This is a genomic window from Streptomyces sp. NPDC001348, assembly GCF_053597535.1.
The window spans coordinates 1-18933 of the sequence record NZ_JBSFIK010000054.1; the positions used below are offsets into that span (position 1 = coordinate 1).

The 18933-nt window shown below is 69.9% G+C and carries 17 protein-coding genes and 5 pseudogenes; 14 read left to right on the top strand and 8 right to left on the bottom strand.

Annotated features, from left to right (window positions below; genetic code table 11):
• Together ACWC21_RS36755 and ACWC21_RS36760 are read left to right on the top strand one after the other, a co-directional pair.
• Nucleotides 1-733 (top strand): IS256 family transposase (locus tag ACWC21_RS36755; RefSeq protein WP_450888497.1); only part of this gene is annotated, 733 nt, incomplete at its 5' end.
• Nucleotides 734-764: 31 nt separating this feature from the next.
• Nucleotides 765-878 (top strand): annotated as a pseudogene (locus tag ACWC21_RS36760) (GTP 3',8-cyclase MoaA); the annotation flags it as partial.
• A 104-nt stretch (nucleotides 879-982) separates the two neighbouring features.
• On the opposite strand, the pseudogene ACWC21_RS36765 reads toward ACWC21_RS36760, so the two are convergent.
• A pseudogene (locus ACWC21_RS36765) lies at nucleotides 983-1858 on the bottom strand (aldo/keto reductase); the annotation flags it as partial.
• An 816-nt stretch (nucleotides 1859-2674) separates the two neighbouring features.
• Between ACWC21_RS36765 and ACWC21_RS36770 the strand changes: the two are divergent.
• The 5 genes from ACWC21_RS36770 (at nucleotide 2675) to ACWC21_RS36790 (ending at nucleotide 8602) form a co-directional block, all read left to right on the top strand.
• Nucleotides 2675-3127 (top strand): MmyB family transcriptional regulator, encoded by a 453-nt coding sequence (locus ACWC21_RS36770; protein ID WP_450888499.1) that lies wholly within the window; start codon nucleotides 2675-2677, stop codon nucleotides 3125-3127.
• Between the two features lie 319 nt (nucleotides 3128-3446).
• Nucleotides 3447-4091, top strand: coding sequence for a (2Fe-2S)-binding protein (locus ACWC21_RS36775; protein ID WP_450888500.1), 645 nt, complete (start codon nucleotides 3447-3449; stop codon nucleotides 4089-4091).
• A 7-nt stretch (nucleotides 4092-4098) separates the two neighbouring features.
• On the top strand, nucleotides 4099-5079 hold the full coding sequence (locus ACWC21_RS36780; protein ID WP_450888501.1) for an FAD binding domain-containing protein: 981 nt from the start codon (nucleotides 4099-4101) through the stop codon (nucleotides 5077-5079).
• Entirely contained in the window at nucleotides 5076-7304 is a 2229-nt protein-coding gene (locus ACWC21_RS36785) for a xanthine dehydrogenase family protein molybdopterin-binding subunit (protein WP_450888502.1), read from the top strand. The genes ACWC21_RS36780 and ACWC21_RS36785 overlap by 4 nt, the downstream gene beginning before the upstream one ends.
• A gap of 170 nt (nucleotides 7305-7474) precedes the next feature.
• Nucleotides 7475-8602: an XdhC family protein gene (locus tag ACWC21_RS36790; RefSeq protein WP_450888504.1), complete on the top strand. Its 1128-nt coding sequence runs from the start codon at nucleotides 7475-7477 to the stop codon at nucleotides 8600-8602.
• A gap of 106 nt (nucleotides 8603-8708) precedes the next feature.
• On the opposite strand, the gene ACWC21_RS36795 is transcribed toward ACWC21_RS36790, so the two are convergent.
• The 6 genes from ACWC21_RS36795 to ACWC21_RS36820 all read right to left on the bottom strand — a co-directional run bounded on the left by ACWC21_RS36795 (nucleotide 8709) and on the right by ACWC21_RS36820 (nucleotide 12403).
• Complete coding sequence (locus ACWC21_RS36795; protein WP_450888506.1) at nucleotides 8709-9578, bottom strand: helix-turn-helix transcriptional regulator; 870 nt, start codon at nucleotides 9576-9578, stop codon at nucleotides 8709-8711.
• Nucleotides 9579-9681: 103 nt separating this feature from the next.
• Complete coding sequence (locus ACWC21_RS36800) at nucleotides 9682-10020, bottom strand: MoaF-related domain-containing protein (RefSeq protein WP_450888507.1); 339 nt, start codon at nucleotides 10018-10020, stop codon at nucleotides 9682-9684.
• A 5-nt stretch (nucleotides 10021-10025) separates the two neighbouring features.
• Nucleotides 10026-10340 carry a hypothetical protein gene (locus tag ACWC21_RS36805; protein WP_450888509.1) on the bottom strand — a complete coding sequence of 105 codons (315 nt, stop codon included), beginning with the start codon at nucleotides 10338-10340 and terminating at the stop codon, nucleotides 10026-10028.
• 29 nt (nucleotides 10341-10369) lie between these two features.
• Entirely contained in the window at nucleotides 10370-10759 is a 390-nt protein-coding gene (locus ACWC21_RS36810; protein ID WP_450888510.1) for a nuclear transport factor 2 family protein, read from the bottom strand.
• Between the two features lie 44 nt (nucleotides 10760-10803).
• Complete coding sequence (locus ACWC21_RS36815; RefSeq protein WP_450888512.1) at nucleotides 10804-11403, bottom strand: flavodoxin family protein; 600 nt, start codon at nucleotides 11401-11403, stop codon at nucleotides 10804-10806.
• A 133-nt stretch (nucleotides 11404-11536) separates the two neighbouring features.
• Complete coding sequence (locus ACWC21_RS36820; RefSeq protein WP_450888513.1) at nucleotides 11537-12403, bottom strand: helix-turn-helix domain-containing protein; 867 nt, start codon at nucleotides 12401-12403, stop codon at nucleotides 11537-11539.
• 357 nt (nucleotides 12404-12760) lie between these two features.
• Between ACWC21_RS36820 and ACWC21_RS36825 the strand changes: the two genes are divergently transcribed.
• From ACWC21_RS36825 to ACWC21_RS36835, 3 genes and pseudogenes are all read left to right on the top strand, one after another.
• Nucleotides 12761-13777, top strand: a complete 1017-nt coding sequence (locus ACWC21_RS36825) for a zinc-dependent alcohol dehydrogenase family protein (protein ID WP_450888515.1) — start codon at nucleotides 12761-12763, stop codon at nucleotides 13775-13777.
• Nucleotides 13778-13932: 155 nt separating this feature from the next.
• Nucleotides 13933-14136 (top strand): annotated as a pseudogene (locus tag ACWC21_RS36830) (DUF2255 family protein); the annotation flags it as partial.
• Between the two features lie 2 nt (nucleotides 14137-14138).
• Nucleotides 14139-14723, top strand: a pseudogene (locus ACWC21_RS36835) (MmyB family transcriptional regulator); the annotation flags it as partial.
• Nucleotides 14724-15112: 389 nt separating this feature from the next.
• Here the strand turns inward: ACWC21_RS36835 and ACWC21_RS36840 are convergent.
• A complete protein-coding gene (locus ACWC21_RS36840; protein WP_450888517.1) occupies nucleotides 15113-15982 on the bottom strand; it encodes a helix-turn-helix domain-containing protein in 870 nt (289 codons plus the stop codon).
• A 220-nt stretch (nucleotides 15983-16202) separates the two neighbouring features.
• Here ACWC21_RS36840 and ACWC21_RS36845 point away from each other — a divergent pair.
• The 4 genes and pseudogenes from ACWC21_RS36845 to ACWC21_RS36860 all read left to right on the top strand — a co-directional run.
• Nucleotides 16203-16349: pseudogene (locus ACWC21_RS36845) on the top strand (IMP dehydrogenase); the annotation flags it as partial.
• 83 nt (nucleotides 16350-16432) lie between these two features.
• Nucleotides 16433-17098 carry an SDR family NAD(P)-dependent oxidoreductase gene (locus ACWC21_RS36850; protein ID WP_450888519.1) on the top strand — a complete coding sequence of 222 codons (666 nt, stop codon included), beginning with the start codon at nucleotides 16433-16435 and terminating at the stop codon, nucleotides 17096-17098.
• 16 nt (nucleotides 17099-17114) lie between these two features.
• Entirely contained in the window at nucleotides 17115-17645 is a 531-nt protein-coding gene (locus ACWC21_RS36855) for a cyclophilin-like fold protein (RefSeq protein WP_450888521.1), read from the top strand.
• Nucleotides 17646-17677: 32 nt separating this feature from the next.
• Nucleotides 17678-18931: an MFS transporter gene (locus tag ACWC21_RS36860; protein ID WP_450888523.1), complete on the top strand. Its 1254-nt coding sequence runs from the start codon at nucleotides 17678-17680 to the stop codon at nucleotides 18929-18931.
• Nucleotides 18932-18933 lie beyond the last annotated feature (2 nt).

Here is an 18933-nt window from a genome sequence, read left to right on the forward strand (position 1 = left end):
GTTCGTCGATGCCATCAACGTCAAGATCAGGGACGGGCAGGTCGCGAACCGTCCGGTCCATGTGGTGATGGCGGTGACCGTGGACGGCACCCGCGGCATCCTCGGCATCTGGGCCGGCGACGGCGGCGAGGGCGCGAAGTACTGGCTGCATGTGTTCACGGAGTTGAAGAACCGCGGCCTGGACGACGTGCTGATGCTGGTCTGCGACGGGCTCAAGGGCCTTCCCGATGCCGTGGAGGCCGTCTGGCCTCGCACGATTGTCCAGACGTGTGTGGTTCACCTGCTGCGGAACTCGTTCCGATACGCCGCCCGTCAGGACTGGGACAAGGTGGCCAAGGCCCTCAAGCCCGTCTACACCGCGCCCAGCGAGGACGCGGCGACGGAGCGCTTCCTGGAGTTCCAGGAGGCGTGGGGCCGGAAGTATCCGGCGATCGTGAAGCTGTGGTCGGACGCCTGGGCCGAGTTCGTGCCCTTCCTCTCCTTCGACGTCGAGATCCGCAAGGTCATCTGCAGCACGACCGCGATCGAGACCGTCAACGCGCGCATCCGCAGGTCCGTCCACGCCCGCGGGCACTTCCCCAACGAGGCCGCCGCCCTCAAGTGCATCTACATGGCGCTGATGAGCCTGGACCCGACCGGGAAGGGCCGCAAGCGGTGGACCATGCGCTGGAAAGCACCCCTCAACGCATTCCAGATCGCCTTCAAGGGCCGCCTGACCCCGAGCAACAACTGACCACTCAACAACCAAGATCAGCCGTTAAATTGACACACCCCCAGCCCGCATCTGCCGCCCGGCCATGTGGGGCAAGAAGGCCGACGCGGGCTTGGACGACCCGTCGTTCGGCCGGCCCGGCCGACCCATGTCGGCCGTCGCAGGCCGAGTGCCCGTCAAGGACTGCTCGGCGGTATTCGCCGCCCCCGAGCCACCGGGATACGACCGGTGGCTCGGGGGCACGAGCCAGGACAGGCGATCTCCCGGTCGGACGGCGGCGGCGAGGGCCTCGAACTCCTCGTCACTCAGCCGGACCGACGCGGCAGCGGTGTTCTCCTCCAGGTGAGCCGTACTCGACGTGCCCGGAATCGGCAGCATCACAGGAGAGCGCCGCAGCAGCCAGGCCAGAGCGAGCTGTGACGGTGTCGCACCGTGCTGCCGGGACGCGGCGTCCAGCTGGCCGCCCGCGCGGGCCAGTTCGCCGGTGGCGATCGGGAACCAGGGGATGAAGGCGATGTTCTCCGCCTCGGCGTACTCCAGGACGTCCTCGGCCGAGCGGTTGGCAAGGTTGTAGAGGTTCTGCACCGAGGCGATCTCCGCGTAGGTGCGGGCCTCCTTGAGCTGTTCGACGGTCACCTCGGACAGGCCGATGTGGCGGATCTTGCCCTCCTGCTGGAGGCGGGCGAGTTCGCCGATCTGCTCGGCCAGGGGGACCTTGGGATCGACGCGGTGCAGCTGGTACAGGTCGATACGTTCGACACCGAGGTGGCGCAGGCTCAGCTCGGTCTGCTGGCGCAGGTACTCGGGGCGGCCGACCGGGGTCCAGTTGCTCGGTCCCGGCCCCTGGCGGGTCTGGCCGCCCTTCGTCGCGATGACGAGATCGTCGGCATACGGATGCAACGCCCTCCGGATCAACTGCTCGTTGACGAAAGGCCCGTAGGCGTCGGCGGTGTCGATGAAGTTGACGCCCAGCTCGACCGCGCGGCGCAGCACCCGGAGGGCCTCGTCCGGATCGCGCGGGTCACCCCAGACACCGGGGCCGGTCAGCTGCATGGCGCCGTATCCCAGACGGTTGATCGTCAGGTCACCCCCCAGGTCGAAGGTGCCGGACGCGTCGGCGGGACGTGCGGTGGACTGCGTACCCATGGAAAATCCTTGCTGGTCGAAGGACCGGATGGTGTGGATCGGCGGTTGCGGAAGGTGTCCTGCGGGCCGCGTGCGGGAAGTGCGGGCGTCACGGTGCCGGCGTCATGATGGCCGCTGTGTTCGGCGGCGGTGCCGCGCACCGATCCCCGGTACGGCTGCCCTCGCTCGGCTCCGGACGGGCCGTCGCCTGGGCGGCGGGAGCCGCTTCAACGACACGTGTTGTACGGCGCAGGCCGCGGCCCGGGGCCTGGGGAGCGGCCGAGGTTCCCGTGAAGAACGAGTGCAGCCTCGCGCGAGCGGGCGCGGCGAATCCGGTCTTTGCCATACGGATACCCAGCGCTCCGGTGCGACGGCTGTGGACATCCTGGCGCGTCGTCGGGCAGGTGACCGCGTTGATCACGTCGCGGCACCGTTGGGAGGGGTGCTCCAGGAAGCGAGGTTTCCCCTCGCTCTCACGGGGAGGTGACGATGTCCGGCCGGCTTCGTTCCGCGGCTTGGGAACGTGACATCCGTCCGCACGTTCTTTCCCGCCTTCTTGGTTCCGCACGCAGGGTTCTGATGGAGTCGGACAACCGGAATCGCTTTCTGTTCATGCTCCAACCCTGCCACTGCCGCGAGAGCCCACGGAGGGAAGAATTCCACCGCGTGAAGCAGGCAACCAGGGAGGAAAGTCTCCCCCCTCTCAAGTTCGGCGGCCTGTGCCATCATCGGCAGGTGGACTGTGGCCGCGCGTCCGGCCTGAGACGGATCGTCGAGTTCGCCGGTCGGGTAGAGCGCGCCAGCACAGGGCGGCGCCGACGCCGCGACGCAGAACCAATGTCCGCGTTCGTCACCGACTTTCCCCGGATACCGTCGAGGAAGAGGAACTTCGTGCGGCTCCTCTTCGCCGATCCGCAGATGAGAACGCTGTACCAGGCGTGGGAGTCGGTCGCCCACGCCTGTGTCACGCAGTTGCGGGCGGAGGGCGCCAAGTGCCCCGGGGACGCGCGCCTGGCCGAGCTCTTGGGCGAACTGTCCGTCCTCGAACGGCAGTTCCGTCAGTGGTGGGGCGCTGCGCGTCTCACCCCTGTGCCCGTGGGGACCAAGGCCCTGCGGCACCCGCTCGTCGGGGAACTCACTCTCACCTGGGACAGCTTCACGTGCACCACCGACCCCGAGCAGCGGCCGGTGATCTGGACGCCTGAAGCTGGTACACCGTCGCAGGACGGCCTACGGCTGCTTTCCTCGTGGATCGTGTCACCGTCCGAGCGGCTGTCCGATGCCGCATGACGATCCGTCCGGGCCGATTGCGCGCATGTCAACCGGGCAATGGAACGATAAAGCAACATGTAAAGTACACGCAAAGGCCGATGAGTCGGATAACCGGTCCGATATGCCCGGACTTGGCCAGGGAGAGCGCTATCCAGGGAGAAAACTCTCCCTCCCAGTGGCGGGGTTGACAGTGCCAGAGTGGCAGCTGTGACGGACCGCGGACTGCTCGGCGGATCCGCATTCCCCTGTCTGGTGACACTCACGTCAGAAGATACGCACGTCTCTGCCTGTGTGCAGGTCAGGTGCCCCATTCACCGATGCGAAAGCGTACGTACGTATGTCCCCCACTGAGCTTGACGAGTCAGCAGTACCGCCCCCTGGAGACTCCCCCACCACGCCGACACGACGCACGTTCATCGCGACGACCACCGCGGTCGGCGGTGCCGTCGTCGCCGGTGGCCTCATCGCCGGGTCCCCCCTCCTCGACACGGACGAGGCGGCCGCCGCGGATGCCGCTCCCTCAAGCCGTGTGTCCCTGACCGTCAACGGCACCCGGCGGACCGTGACCGTCGACAACCGCACCTCGCTGCTGGACCTGCTGCGCGAGCACTTCGGTCTGACCGGCTCCAAGAAGGGCTGCAACGCCGGTGCCTGCGGCGCCTGCACGGTCCTGGTGGACGGGCACCGGGTGAACTCCTGCCTGACGCTGGCCGTGCGCCTCGAAGGGGCCGAGGTCACCACCATCGAGGGCCTGTCCGACGGTGACCGACTGCACCCGCTGCAGCAGGCGTTCATCGACGAGGACGCCTTCCAGTGCGGCTACTGCACCCCCGGCCAGATCATGTCCGGCGTCGGCTGCATCAAGGAGGGCCACACCGGCTCGCCGGAGGAGATCCGCGAGTGGATGAGCGGCAACATCTGCCGCTGCGGCTGCTACGTGAAGATCGTGCGCGCGGTCCAGCAGACCGCGGGCCGGAAGTGAGGCACTGATGCACCCCTTTGCCTTCACCAAGGTGTCGGACACGCGCGAGGCACTCGACGCGGGTCGCCGCGGCGGCCGTTACATCGCCGGCGGCACGACCCTGGTCGACCTGATGCGGGAGACCGTCGAGCGTCCCGAGACCCTGGTCGACATCACCGGCCTGCCTCTGCGCGAGGTCACCGTCACCGAACGCGGCGGGCTGCGGATCGGCGCCCTGGTGCGCATGGCCGAGGCAGCCGCCCACCCCAAGGTGCGCGCGCTGTTCCCGGTCGTCTCCGAAGCACTGGAGCTGAGCGCATCCGCCCAGTTGCGGAACATGGCCACCATCGGCGGCAACATCATGCAGCGTACCCGCTGCACGTACTTCCGTGACGTGACCGCCGACTGCAACAAGCGCGAGCCCGGATCCGGCTGCGCCGCCCTGCACGGCTTCAACCGGATGCATGCCATCCTCGGTACCTCCGACCACTGCGTGGCCACCCACCCCTCCGACGCCGCCGTGGCTTTCGCGGCCCTGGAGGCCCGGGTGAGTCTGCTGGGCCCGGAGGGCGAGCGTCACATCCCCTTCGCCGACTTCCTGTTGCGGCCGGGCAGCAGCCCGCAGCGCGAACAGGCCGTCCGAAAGGGTGAGTTGATCACCGCTGTCGAGATCCCGGCACACCCGCGGCCCCTGAGGTCCGGCTACCTGAAGGTGCGAGACCGGCAGTCCTACGAGTTCGCCCTGACCTCGGCCGCGGTCGCGCTGCACATCCGCGGCGGGGTGATCCGCGAGGCGAAGGTCGCCGCGGGCGGAGTGGGCACCGTGCCGTGGAAACTCCCCGCCGTCGAACGACACCTCGTCGGTGAACGTCCCTCGGAGTCGCTGTGGGCGGCCGCCGCTGAACGAGCCGCCGACGGCGCACGCGCGCTGGAGCACAACCGCTTCAAGGTGGAGCTGCTGAAACGGACCGTCGAGCGTCAGTTGCGCACCGTAGGAGGAACCAAGTGAGCCCCCAGCCGCAGGCGGCCGTCGGTGCGCCGCTGTCCCGGGTGGACGGCCGGCTCAAGGTCACCGGCCAGGCGGAGTACGCCGCCGAACTCCCCCACGCTCGAACAACCTCGCGCGGGGGGACCCCCACCCTCAAGGGGGTCGTGCACGCCGTCATCGTCGACGCGAGCATCGGACGCGGCCGCATCACCTCCATCGACACGCGCGCCGCCGAGCGGGCCGCGGGGGTCCTGCGGGTGATCCACCACGGCAACGCGCCGAAGCTCCCCTACCGCGACAACGCGGGCTCCAACAACCCGCAGGGGCGTAGGCTTCGGGTCTTCCAGGACGACAAGGTGCTCTTCCACGGTCAGCCGGTCGCCGTCGTGGTGGGCACCACCCTGGAGGCCGCACAGCACGGCGCGAGCCTGGTCGAGGTCGACTACGACGCCGAGCAGCCCTCGACCGACCTCACCGAGGCTGAACCGGGCGAGCCGACTCGTTACGCACGCGGGAACGCGGAAGCCGGTCTGCGCTCGTCGGCCGTACGGCTGGATGAGACGTACGAGCTGGCGCGCAACCACCACAATCCGATGGAGCCGCACGCCACCGTCGCGCACTGGGACGGCAACCAGCTCACCGTGTGGGACAAGACGCAGTGGGTGATGGGCACCCACGACGAGATCGCCGCGGTCTTCGACCTGCCGGCGGACGCGGTGCGGGTCGTCAACCCGTTCGTCGGCGGCGGCTTCGGCAGCGGTCTGCGGTGCTGGCCGCACACGATCGTTGCCGCGCTGGCCGCTCGGGTGACCGGTCGGCCGGTCAAGCTGGTGCTCAGCCGCAAGCAGATGTACTTCGGCACGGGCTTCCGGCCTGCCTACCGGTACCGGTTGCGCCTCGGCAGCGACCGGCGGGGCCGGCTGAAGGCCGCGATCCACGACATCGACGCCGAGACGTCCTCGTACGAGACGTTCACCGAGGCGGTCATGGGCGCCGGGCAGATGCTCTACAGCATGCCCCACGTCCGTCAGGCGTACCGGCAGGTGCCGCTGCACGTGAACACCCCGATCTGGATGCGGGGGCCCGGCTTCGCGTCGGCGTCGTTCGTGATCGAGTCCGCGATGGACGAGCTCGCCCACGAACTCGGAGTCGATCCGATCGAGCTGCGCCTGCGCAACGAACCGAACGAGGACGAGTCGACGAACGAGCCGTTCTCCACGCGCCGGCTGACCGAGTGCTACAGGGTCGGTGCCCGCGACTTCGGCTGGGACCGCCGCAGTCCGAAGCCGCGCTCGACGCGGGACGGGAACTGGCTGATCGGCCTGGGCATGGCCGCGGGCGTATACGACTCGGGGCGGTATCCAGGGGAGGCCAGGGCCCGTCTGGATGCCGACGGTACCGCGGTGGTCGAGGCGGCCACCAGCGACATGGGACCGGGCACCTACACCTCGCAGACCCAGGTGGCCGCGGACGCGCTGGGGCTGACCATGCGCACGGTGACCTTCCGGCTAGGTGATTCCCGGTATCCGAGGACGTCGCCGCACGGCGGCTCGTCGACCATGGCCAGTGTCGGCTCGGCCGTCGTCGACGCCTGCAACAAGGTGCGGCAGCAGGCGATCAAGCTGGCCGTCGAGGACCGCGAGTCACCGCTGTACGGCGTGGACGCGAACGACGTGGTCGTACGCGGCGGAAGACTGCACGTGCAGGGCAATCCGGCGCGCGGGGAGACATACCAGCGCCTGCTGGCCCGCAACAACCGCTCCCACCTGGAAGGGGACGGCGCCTACAACGGGCCCGGCAGCGACCGGTCCGCCTACTTCGCCTACAACGCCACCTTCGCCGAGGTCGCGGTGGACGCCGACCTTGGCCTGGTGCGGGTGCGGCGGATGCTCGGCGTGTACGACGCGGGACGGATCATCAGCCCCAAACTGGCCGAGAGCCAGGCGTTCGGCGGCATCGTGGGCGGTATCGGCACGGCGCTGCTGGAGCACACGGTCACCGACCACCGCGACGGGCGGATCGTGAACGCCGGCCTCGCCGACTATCTCGTGCCCGTGAACGCCGACATCCGCGAGCTCAAGGCCGTCTTCCTCGACGGCGAGGACAACGCCGGCAACCTGCTGGGCGTCAAGGGACTCGGCGAGGTCGTCCAGGTGGGTGTGGCGCCCGCCATCGCCAACGCCGTGTTCAACGCCACCGGCCGCCGGATCCGCCAACTGCCCATCACCGCCGAGGCACTGCTCTGAGCCGGGTGCCCCTGGCGCTGCGACGAACGGCCCGGCCCCCGGGGCACTCCTTCCACGTCCGGCAGTCGATCCCCGTACGGCTGCCGGACCCCGGGCCGCCGCCGCGCGACAGCGCTCCCCTACGGCGCGGTGGCGGCCCGCTCGCCCCCCTCCACTCGAAGGACCCGTTCATGCTGAACATCGCGGACACACTGCACCGCTGGTGCCGCGAAGACCGCCCCTTCGCCCTCGCCACCGTCGTCGACGTGCGCGGCAGCGCACCCCTGCCGGTGGGTACATCGGTGGCGGTCGACGAGGACGGCAACGCGGTCGGCAGCATCTCCGGCGGCTGCGTCGAAGGCGCCGTCTACGAACTGTGCCGGCAGGCGCTGCGCGACCGGGGCGCTCCACAACGGGCCTGGTTCGGATACTCCGACGACGACGCCTTCGCCGTCGGTCTCACCTGCGGCGGCGAACTCGACGTCCTCGTCCAGCGCGTCGATCCCGCCACTCAGCCGCACCTCACCACGGCCCTCGCCGACATCGCGAACGGCCGGCCCACCGCCGTGGCGCAGGTGGTGGACGGTTCCGACCTCCTGGTCGGCGCCACTGTGAGCGTCCTCGACGACGGCGGCATGGCCCACGGCACTCTGGACGGCGGCACGGCGGATCTGGTGGCGGCAGAAGCCAGAGCCCTGCTGCAGGCGGGACGCACCGCCCGCGTCACGATCGGCGGGAACGGGGACGGCTGCCCCGAACCACTCACCGCACTCGTCCACGTCCACACGTCCCGCCCTCGCATGCTGATCTTCGGCGCGGTGGACTTCGCGGCCGCCCTCAGCCGGGGCGGGGCCTTCCTGGGGTACCGGGTCAGCGTGTGCGATGCTCGGCCCGTCTTCGCCGCCCCGGCGCGGTTCCCGTACGCCGAGGAGGTCGTCGTCGACTGGCCCCATCGCTACCTGGAGCGGACCGAGGTGGACGCCCGCACGGTCGTCTGCGTCCTCACCCACGACGCCAAGTTCGACATCCCGCTGTTGCGTCACGCTCTGACTCTGCCCGTGGGCTACGTAGGTGCGATGGGATCCCGGCGCACCCACGAGCAACGGATGCGCCTGCTGAGTCAGGCGGGTGTGCCGGAGGATCAGCTTGCCCGGCTGCACTCCCCGATCGGCCTGGACCTCGGTGCTCGCACCCCCGAGGAGACGGCAGTCTCCATCACCGCGGAGATCGTCGCCGCCGGCAACCATGCCAGCGGCCGACCCTTGTCCCAGCTGACCGGACCGATCCACCGGGACCGCACACTTGTACCCGTTGTCTGACAGGACGCGGCCGCTGGACGGCGCGCAACCCACGGACGGGGGGGAGCGGCAGCGCCCGGCCTCCGCCATCCGTAACGGACAGCAGGACGGAGACCACCGGGGACGGTCAGGTGGAGCTGTGGCTGGTCGAGTGGCTTGGGCCGGCCGCCCAGGAGGCCAGCATGCGCAGGCTGTCGTGGGTGGGGGTGCCTGCTTCGGCGGTCCAGACGATGATCTGCAGGTCGGGGTCGGCGGCCCAGGTGACGGCGTTCCAGTCCAGGTGCAGGTCTCCGACGACGGGGTGGCGCAGGTGCTTGCTGCCGGTGTCGCGGACGGCGACGTGGTGAGCGCCCCACCACTGGCGGAACTGCTCGTCCCGGGCAGAGAGTTCACCCACGATGGCGGCCAGCTGCGCGTCGCCGGGGTTGTTCGTGTTGTGCATCCGCAGCTGCGCGATGGCCAGCCGGGTGACGCCCTCCCAGTCCGCGTACAGCTCACGCATCGCGGGGTCGGTGATGAGCAGCCTGATGTAGTAGCGCTGCTTCTCGGGGATCTTTGCGAAGTCGGTGATCAGGGCGGCGCCCATGGCGTTCCAGGCGACGATCTCGGTGCGCGGTCCGATCACGAACGCGGGGGTGTGCGCCATGTCGTCCAGCATCCGCTGCAACTGCGGCTGCGCCTTGGGACAAGGCTTCCTGCGGGGCGGGCGGAACTCCTCCCTGGCCGCGAGCTCGTACAGGTAGGCCCGCTGGTCGTCGTCCAGGTGCAGGACACGCGCCAGGGACTCCAGCACGGACGGCGAGGGCTGGATACGGCCCTGCTCGAGGCGGGCGTAGTAGTCGGTGCTGATGGCCGCCAGCACGGCGACCTCCTCACGGCGCAAGCCCGCGACACGCCGCGAGCCGCCCTCGGGCAGGCCCACGGCGGCCGGGTCGAGCTCGGCGCGGCGCGCCTTCAGGAATTCCCCCAGATCGTGACGGTGAGGATCGCGGTTCATGCCATCACCCTGACATCGGAGAGCGGTGTTGTCAGGGGGAGAGATTTGTCCCTGGAAGCCTCACCGTCAAGATGAATTGCGACCTGCGGCCGTCACCACGGGTTCAGCGGACGCGGATCCACTTTCCATGGAGCTGGACGAACTCGCCACCGATGACGGAGCTGGCCATGCAGGTGCCCTCGGTGTAGTCCTCGATGTGGGTGACGTGGTCACCGGCGTCCGGTTCGGTCCAGCGCACGACGTACAGGCCGTCGCGGAGCTGGGTGGTGGTGTACTCCATCGTCTGCCTGCGGCCCTTGATGGCACCGCCCGTCACCTCGAAGCTGACCTGGGTCGGCGAGTCGAAGGTGATCTCCACAGTGAAGTGGCCGAGCGGCGTGTCCGGGCCGAGGTCTGCCAGCCAGGTCTGCCCCACGCTGGGAAGGGTCGCGTTGCTGTCCATCAGTACTACCTCTTTCTGTGAGCGGCGGTGCGGGGTGTCAGCCGAGGGCCTTGATGACTTCCTGGGCGAGCAGGACGGCGCAGAGCGGTCTTCATCTGCTCGGCACCCTCGGGTCCGCCGTTGAAGTCCGGCGTCAGGCTGAGCGCGTCGGCGGTGGGCGGTATGCCGCCCGGGGTGGCCGCGGCGATCTCGTAACCGGCCTCCTTGAAGACGCCGTACGGACCGATCGCCTCCTCGGCCCGGAAACCGGACGGCTGCTCGAACCTGTCGGCCAGGGTCCGGTGGTCGGCGGCGGTGATGAGGAAGAGGCTCCTCGCCATGGGGTGCTCCCCGGGGTGAGTGCGGGCGGTCAGTTGCCCGCGGCCTGCTGGACGATGTGGCTGTCGGCGGCCTGGATCATGTGGGTGAGCTTGCCGCCGCTCACCGTCCACAGGTGGATGAACCGCGCGTCCGACTCCTGACCGGCCTTGGACACGGCGTGGTAGTGACCGCGCACGAACACGTGCTCACCGGCGTCGTAGAACTCCTCGGCCACCGCGCCGAATGACGTGAAGCGGGGCGCGAGCCGGCCGAAGAAGTCCGCCCCGGCACTCGCCCAGGTCTTGTAGACGCCGCCGTAGGGGAAGCCGGGGGTGATGTCCCAGACGATGTCGGGGTCGATGACCTCGGCGACCACGTCCGGAGCCATGCCGGAGTCGTAGAGCCGACGGACGAGAGCGAGGTTCGGGGAGTCGGACATGATGCTGCTCCCTTTCGGGACGGGCTGCGGATGTGGTTCTGGGTTCAGGCGGCGAGGGCGGCGCGGCCGGCGCGGAAGAACGCGGTCTGCTGCGCGACGCGGGCGCCGAGACCCTCGGCGGTCGCGATGTCCGACTTGTGGACCGCTTCCGGACCAGCATTGACCGGGGTCTGGGCGCCCGCACCGACGAAGTAGCCCAGACGGTTGATGTCGTCCTCGCTGCCTTCGATGGAGGCCCAGCCCGGCTGCACGCCGAGGCTGACCCAGTGCATGCCGTGCTGGGCGGCCATGGTGAAGAAGTAGCCCAGGGTCGAGGACTTGTCGCCGTTCTTGGCACCGGAGTTGGTGAAGCCGGCGGCAATCTTGTCGGCCCAGGTCTGGGTGTACCAGCGCTTGCTGCTGGCCTCGGCGAAGGTGTGGAAGGCGGCGGACGCGGTGCCCATGTAGGTGGGGGCACCGAAGATGATCGCGTCGGCGGCGTCCAGCTGCGCCCACTGATCGTCGGTGATCGTGTCCACGGGAATGGAGATCACCTCGGCACCGGCCTGCGCGGCACCGCGCGCCACGGCCTCGGCTATCACGGCGGTGTGGCCGTAGCCGGAATGGAAGGCGACGGCGACCGTGGGACGGGAGAGGGAGGACATGGAGATATTACTCCTCGAAAAGCATTGCGTGAATCGTGCTCCGGAAGCATGGCACGGAATTCGAATGCGAAGGTAGGAAGGATTAGTCCCTGGCTGTACTGTCCCTGCTTTGATGCCGGGCCACCTGTTGGTTTTACGAATTCATGGCGCAGGTTGCCGTCCAGGAGGAGAGGAAGCGCAGCCCCGCATAGGTGCGCGAGCCGGGTTCGGCGCTCCAGACGATCAGTTGCTGGTCGGGGTCGGCCACGCAGGTGAGGGCGTCCCAGGCGAGGGTGAGTTCACCGGCGACCGGGTGGTGGAACACCTTGGTGCCTCCGGTGCGGGGCACCACATGACGGCCTCCCCACCACTGGCGGAACTGGTCGTCCTCCTGCACCGACAGTTCACCGACGAGAGCGGTCAGTCTCCGGTCGTCGGGGCATGCCGCGGCCTGCTGCCGCAACACGGCCACCGCGTTGCGGGCGGAGTCCGCCCAGTCGGCGTACAGGGACCTCATGGCCGGGTCGGTGAAGAGCTGCCGGACGTAATTGCGCTGCCGCACGGGGACCTCGGCGAAATCGGTGCCGAACAAGGCGGTGGCCATCGGGTTCCACGCCAGGATGTCCAGGTACCGGCCCAGGATCACCCCGGGAGCCACGCTGAGCTCGTTCAGTACGGTAAGCAGTCGCGGATGCGCCTTCTGCGGGGCCCGCCGCCGCGCCCGACCGGCCTCGGTCTCCTTTCCGGCCAGCTCGAACAGATGGTCCCGTTGGTCGTCGCTCAGGTGCAGGGCCCGGACGAGCTCGGACAGCACGGACGCGGAGGGGGTTGTGCGCCCCTGCTCCAAGCGTGTGTAGTAGCCGGTGCTGATCGCCGCCAGCACGGCGACCTCGTCCCGGCGCAGGCCGGCCACGCGGCGCGGGCGCTCACTCTCGGGGAGGCCGGCCGTACGGGGGCTGAGCTCGGCCCGACGGGCCTTCAGGAATTGGCCCAGCTCCTTACGGTTCGTACTGCTGTTCATACTGGCCAGTGTGCGCTGTTCGCCACGCGGCTGGGTAGGACAGTTTTATCCCTGGATACGCCTCTCAGGGCGTGGAATTCTCCTCCGTGCGGGCCCTGCGGCCGGGGACAGAGTCAGAGACCGGCAATTGTTTTTCACGGGTCGTCGACGCTTCTACATATCCCATTGGCCATTGTCGAGGAATCCGGTACGTCCGGGTGACACCGTTGCCCAGCAATCAGCACCACAGCAACGCACGAAGAGAATCGCGATGGAACTCCTGAAGCGGCCTCCGACCGGCAAGGGCCACCCACCGGCGCGAAGACCCCACCCGAGCCCGAGCCACCCCCACCCGAGAAACGCATCAGGAGAAAAGACATGCGCGCAACCGTGATCCACGCCCCCGGTGACATCCGCGTGGAGGACGTCCCCGAGCCCCAGATCGTCAGTCCCACGGATACGATCATCCGTACGGTCGCCACCTGTGTGTGCGGCTCGGACCTGTGGCCGTACCGCGGCCTGGAGCCGTTCGGCGACCCGCACCCGATGGGGCACGAGTACGTCGGCATCGTCGAGGAGACCGGCAGCGAGGTCACCCACGTCAAGCCCGGTCAGTTCGTGGTCGGTTCCTTCGCCACCTCTGACAACACCTGCGCCAACTGCCAGAAGGGCTGGCAGTCCTCCTGCCTCAACCGCGAGTTCATGAGCACCTGCCAGGCCGAGTACGTGCGCATCCCCAACGCTCACGGCACCTTGGTGGCCACCGACGCCGTCCCGGGCGAGGAGTTCGTGCCCAGCCTGCTGGCCGTCTCCGATGTCATGGGCACCGGCTGGTACGCCGCCCTGGCCGCCGAGGTGAAGCCGGGCTCGACCGCCGTGGTGGTCGGTGACGGCGCGGTCGGTCTGTGCGGTGTCATCGCCGCGAAGGAACTCGGCGCGGAGCGGATCATCGCCATGTCCCGGCACGAGCCCCGGCAGAAACTCGCCCTGGAGTTCGGAGCCACGGAGATCGTGACCGAGCGCGGCGAGGACGGCGTCGCCCGGATCAAGGACCTGACGAGCGGCATCGGCGCCGACTCCGTCCTGGAGTGCGTCGGCACCGCCCAGTCCATGCGGCAGGCACTGCACTCCGCACGCCCCGGCGGCAACGTCGGCTTCGTCGGCGTCCCGCACGAAGTGGCCGTGGACGGCCAGGAGCTGTTCTTCTCCCACGTCGGCCTGCGCGGTGGCCCGGCCCCCGTCCGCCGCTACCTGCCCGACCTCATCGACCGCGTCCTGTCCGGCCGCATCAACCCCGGCAAGGTCTTCGATCTCACCCTCCCCCTGGAACAGGTCGCCGAGGGCTACAAGGCGATGGACGAACGCCGCGCCATCAAGACCCTCCTCACGCCCTGATCCTGTCCACCCGGTCACCTCGTGGGCGTGGGCTGCGCCGGCCGCGCTCACGCCCACAAGGGCACACCCCACCGCACGGCCGTGAAGGAGGCAGGCCCATGACGGCCTGGACGAATGACGAACTGACCCGGATCGAGCACGCCGAGGAACTTCAGATGGCCCCCTCGCGCGGCGACGGAACACAGCGCACACCCGTGCCGATCTGGGTCGTCCGCGACGGCGGCGACCTCTACGTCCGCTCCTTCCGCGGCAGCGCCGGCGCCTGGTACCGCGCGGCCCTGGCCAGCCACCAGGGCCGTATCCGCTCCGGCGGCGTCGACAGGGACGTCACCCTCGTCGAGGTCACCGACTCCGGCGTCAACGACCGCATCGACGCCGCCTACAGCACCAAGTACGGCCGATACAGTGGGTGCTGGACGCCGTCACCGCCGGACCCGCGTTCGTCCGCAACGGCCGCATGGACATCCTCGCCGCCAACCAGCTCGCCCGGGCCTTCTACGCCGACGTCTACGCCACGCCCGGCAACCAGGCCAACCTGGCCCGCTTCAACTTCCTCGACCCCGCCTCCCGCCGCTTCTACCCCGACTGGGACCAGGCCGCCGACATGGCCGTCGCCATCCTGCGCACCGAAGCCGGCCGCAACCCCCACGACAAGGACCTCCACGACCTCGTCGGCGAGCTGTCCACCCGCAGCGACGACTTCCGCACCCGCTGGGGCGCCCACAACGTCCGCCACCACGGCACCGGCACCAAACGCTTCCATCACCCCGCCGTCGGCGACCTCACCCTCGCCTACGAAGGCCTGGAGATGACCGCCGAACCCGGCCTCAGCCTCACCATCTACACCGCCGAACCCGGCTCACCCTCAGAAGAGGGACTGCGTCTGCTCGCCTCCTGGGCCGCCACTCAGGAAGCCGGCTCTCCCACGGAGCAAGGAGCCGGCTGACGTCGCCGGAATCGGCTTCGTGCCACGCGCCACGACGACCGCGGACGTGTAGCGAGGGCCGGGGGCGTGGCGGGTCAGGGCCGATGTCGCCGGGTGAGGCCGGGGGGCCGGACCAGAGGGATCCGGCGTAGTCACCGGGCCGCGCGGACTCGTCGGGTCGCCGGAGCGCGGGACCAGGAGCACCGATGCCCGGCCACCTGCGCTTTCACCGGAGCCGGCCACAGCGGCAGCCCCCGACTCGATCCGCTCCTGTCGGCCGGACGGCAGCACCCGCTCGGCGATCAGCCCTTCCTCCCGCTCCGCTACGACCACCTCGTCGTGGGCAGCCGACCGGCCCGCAGGCCGGGGCTCCCCGCACGTGGACCGCTCGCGCAGGGGCGGGCCCACGGTCAGGCAAGGGCGGAGGAGGGGGACAGCCTCTGGTCGGCAGCCCATGAGGCGAGAATGCGCAGCCGTTCGTGGGTGGCGGAGCCGGGTGCGGCAGTCCAGACGGTGAGGTGCTGGTCGAGGTCCGTGTTGGCGGTGTAGGTGTCCCAGTCGAGGACGAGCTCGCCCACGACCGGATGGTTGAGGGTCTTCGTGCCGACGGTGCGGGCGGAGACCCGGTGGTCTCCCCACCACCGGGCGAACTGCTGGTCGCGCGTGGAGAGTTCGCCGACCAGCGCGATCAGCCGTGAGTCCTCGGGGTAGTTGGCGGCCTCCATCCGCAACTGCGCCACGGCGGTGCGCGCGGAGCCTTCCCAGTCGGCGTACAGGGTGCGCATGGCCGGGGCGGTGAAGATGAGCCGCGGGTAGTTGCGGTGCTTCTCCGGGATGGCGGCGAAGTCGGTGACGAGCGCGGAGGCCAGGGCGTTCCAGGCGAGGACGTCCCCGCGCCGGCCCTGCACGATGGCCGGCGTGGCGGTGAGGTCGTCGAGGACACGCTGCAGCTGCGGCTGGACCGTCTGGCGGCCGCGGCGCCGGGTGCGGGTGGTGGGTTTGCCGGCGAGCCGAAACAGGTAGCCTCGTTCGTCGTCGTCCAGGTGCAGCACTCGTGCGAGGGTGTCGAGCACGGGAGCCGACGCCTGCATGCGGCCCTGCTCGAGCCGGGTGTAGTAGTCGGTGCTGATCGAGGCGAGCTGGGCGACCTCCTCGCGGCGCAGCCCGGCGACCCGGCGGGGGCCGCCCGTCTCCGGCAGCCCGACCGTGCGGGGGCTCAGCTCGGATCGGCGCTTCTTGAGGAATTCGCCCAGCTCGTTGAGAGGCACGTTGCTGGTCATGGCGCCCAGGATGACACCGATCGAGCCCTGGAAGGGGGGAGAGTTTCCTCCCAGGATGTGGCTCTCCCCGGATAGATCCCTCCGCTTTTCGCGCCCGCCCACACGTGTGACGCTCGATGCCGGGCCGCCCGGGCGGAGCACATCGCGTGTTCGTGTCCGAGGCAGAGCCCGCAACCGACCTCGCACCGAAGGAAGCACCCTCATGCGCGGAGCAGTCATCCACGTGCCCGACCTCTTCCAGCGGGTCTTCGACGGCCGTATGGACCAGGGCAAGGTCTTCGACCTGACGCTGCCCCTGGACCAGGTCGCCGAGGACTACAGGGCCATGGACGAGCGCCGCGCCATCAAGACCCTCCTGGGGCCCTGACCCGCACCGTCCTCCGTCCTGCCTGGCAGGGGTGCCCGCCAGACCAGCCCCGGCCTTCCATCCGTAGTGAAGGAGCACTCACCGTGACCACCTACGCCCTCGTCGGTGCCGGCCCCGGTCTTGGACTGGCCTGCGCCCGCCGTTTCGGTGCCGCCGGCCACAGCGTCGCCCTGCTGTCCCGCAGCGGCGAGCACCTCGACGACCTGGTCGCCGCCCTGACCGGCCAAGGTGTTCAGGCTCGTGGTTACACCGCCGACGTCCTGGATCCCGCCGGGCTGACCACCGCGCTGACCGTGGCCGCCGACGAACTGGGGCCCGTGGAGGTCCTGCAGTACAGCCCCGTGCCGCGGGCCGACTTCATGAAGCCGGTCCTCGACACGACCGCCGGTGACCTGGACGATCCGCTGGCCTTCTCGGTCAAGGGCCCGGTCACCTGTGTGAACGCGGTCCTGCCCGGCATGAGGGCCCTGGGGCGCGGCACGCTGCTGTTCGTCAACGGCGGCAGCGCGGTGCGCCCGCACCCCGAGCGGGCCGGCACCTCGGTCGCGTTCGCTGCCGAGAGCGCGTACGCGGCGATGCTCCACGACGCGCTCGCCGAGGAGAACATCCACGCCGCCCAGCTGATCATCCCCGGGGCCATCCGCCCGGACGCCGGGTACTCCAGCCCCGCCGTCCTGGCCGATCGCCTTTACGCCCTGCACACGGACCGCGACGGGTTCCGGCACTACGCCGAACCCATGCCCGAATGATGTGACGGACGACGCGATGCCCTCCCCGACTCGACACCCTCTGCTCCGTGCCGCCCCGGCCGCCGCTCTGCTGCTGGCCCTGGCCGCGTGCTCCGACGACGCAGCCGACGCACCCTCGCCGACCGGGCAGTCCCGGCCTGCCGGGCAACAGGAGACACCGGCGCCCAGCACCCCGTCCAGCTCCGACAGGAACACCACCATGGACATCCGTGTCACTCTCGACGGCCGGCCCGTCGAGGCGACCTTGAACGACAGCCCCGCCGCCCGCGACCTGGCCACCCTTCTCCCGCTCACCCTTCAGCTGAAGGACTTCCACGGGACGGAGCGGATCGGCTACCCGCCGCGCAGACTCACCACCGACGACGCCCCCGAACCGTCCGCGGCCAAGGTCGGTGACATCGCCTATTACGCGCCGTGGGGCAACCTCGCCCTCTTCTACCGGAACGGCCCCGCCGGCTCCGCCGACCTGCTGATCCTCGGCCACATCGACACCGACGCCGACCAGCTGGCCCGGGCCGAGCGGATCACCATCGAAGCCGGCTCCTGACCAGCCCTCGCGTACGAAAAGGAAGATCTTCCATGTCCTCAGCAGCCGGATCCGCCACCGGCAAGCTGCCCTTCGTCGTCTGGGTGCTCGCCGCCGGCACGTTCCTGATGGGAACCACCGAGTTCGTCCTCGCCGGCCTGCTCCCCGACATCGCGGACGACCTGAACGTCAGTGTCTCGCACGCCGGCCTGCTCATCACCGCCTTCGCCATCGGCATGATCGTCGGGGGGCCGACCATGGCGATGGCCACCCTGCGCCTTCCGCGACGCCTGACCCTGGTCCTCGCCCTGGTGGTCTTCTCCATCGGCCATGTCATCGCCGCGCTCAGCACCTCCTTCACGGTGGCCCTGGCCGCCAGGTTCGTCACCGCCCTGGCCACCGGCGCCTTCTGGGCCGTCGGATTCGTCATCGCCACCTCCGCCGCGGGCCCCGGCGACTCCACCCGCGCGGTCAGCGTCATGATGGGCGGCCTGACCCTCGCCAACGTCATCGGTGTACCGATCGGTTCCCTGACCGGGCAGGTCACCGGCTGGCGCGGACCGTTCTGGGCCCTGGCGATCCTCGCCGGCCTGGCCGCGGCGTTCGTCGGCCGGTTCCTGCCCGCCGCCGAGCAGCGGACCGAGGTGTCGGTGCGGGCCGAGATCCGCGCCCTGCGGCAGGGCAGGCTGTGGCTCGCGCTGTCCGCCGCGGTCCTGATCATGGGCGGCGTGCTGGCCACCTACACCTACATCACGCCGCTGCTGACCGACCGCGCGGGCATCGCAGTGGGCGCCGTCCCGCTGGTCCTGATCGCCTTCGGCGTCGGTGCGCTGGGCGGCAACACCCTCGGCGGCCATCTCGGCGACCGGCATCCCATGACCACGACGATCACCGCCGCCGCGGCCACCGCCCTCACCCTGCTGGCGCTGATCCCGTTCTCGACGAGCCCGGTGGCAGCCGTCCTCCTGGTCTTCCTGATGGCCCTGGCCGGCTTCACGGTCAACCCGGTCGTGACCTCCCTCGCCGTCCGCTTCGCCGGCGACGCTCCCACCCTCACCTCGGCCCTGAGCACCTCCGCTTACAACACCGGCATCGCCGCCGGCTCCGCCATCGCCGGACGGGCCCTGGACTCCTCCCTCGGCCTGACCGGCCCCGCCCTCGTCGGCACCGTCTCCACCGCCCTCACCCTGGTTCCGCTCATCGTGCTCGCGCTGCGCGGCACAGCCCGCCCGGCACGGATCGTCACCCGGCACGCAGGCACCAGCGATCAGCGAACAGCCCAGGAGCCGTCGACGACCACGCGCTGAAC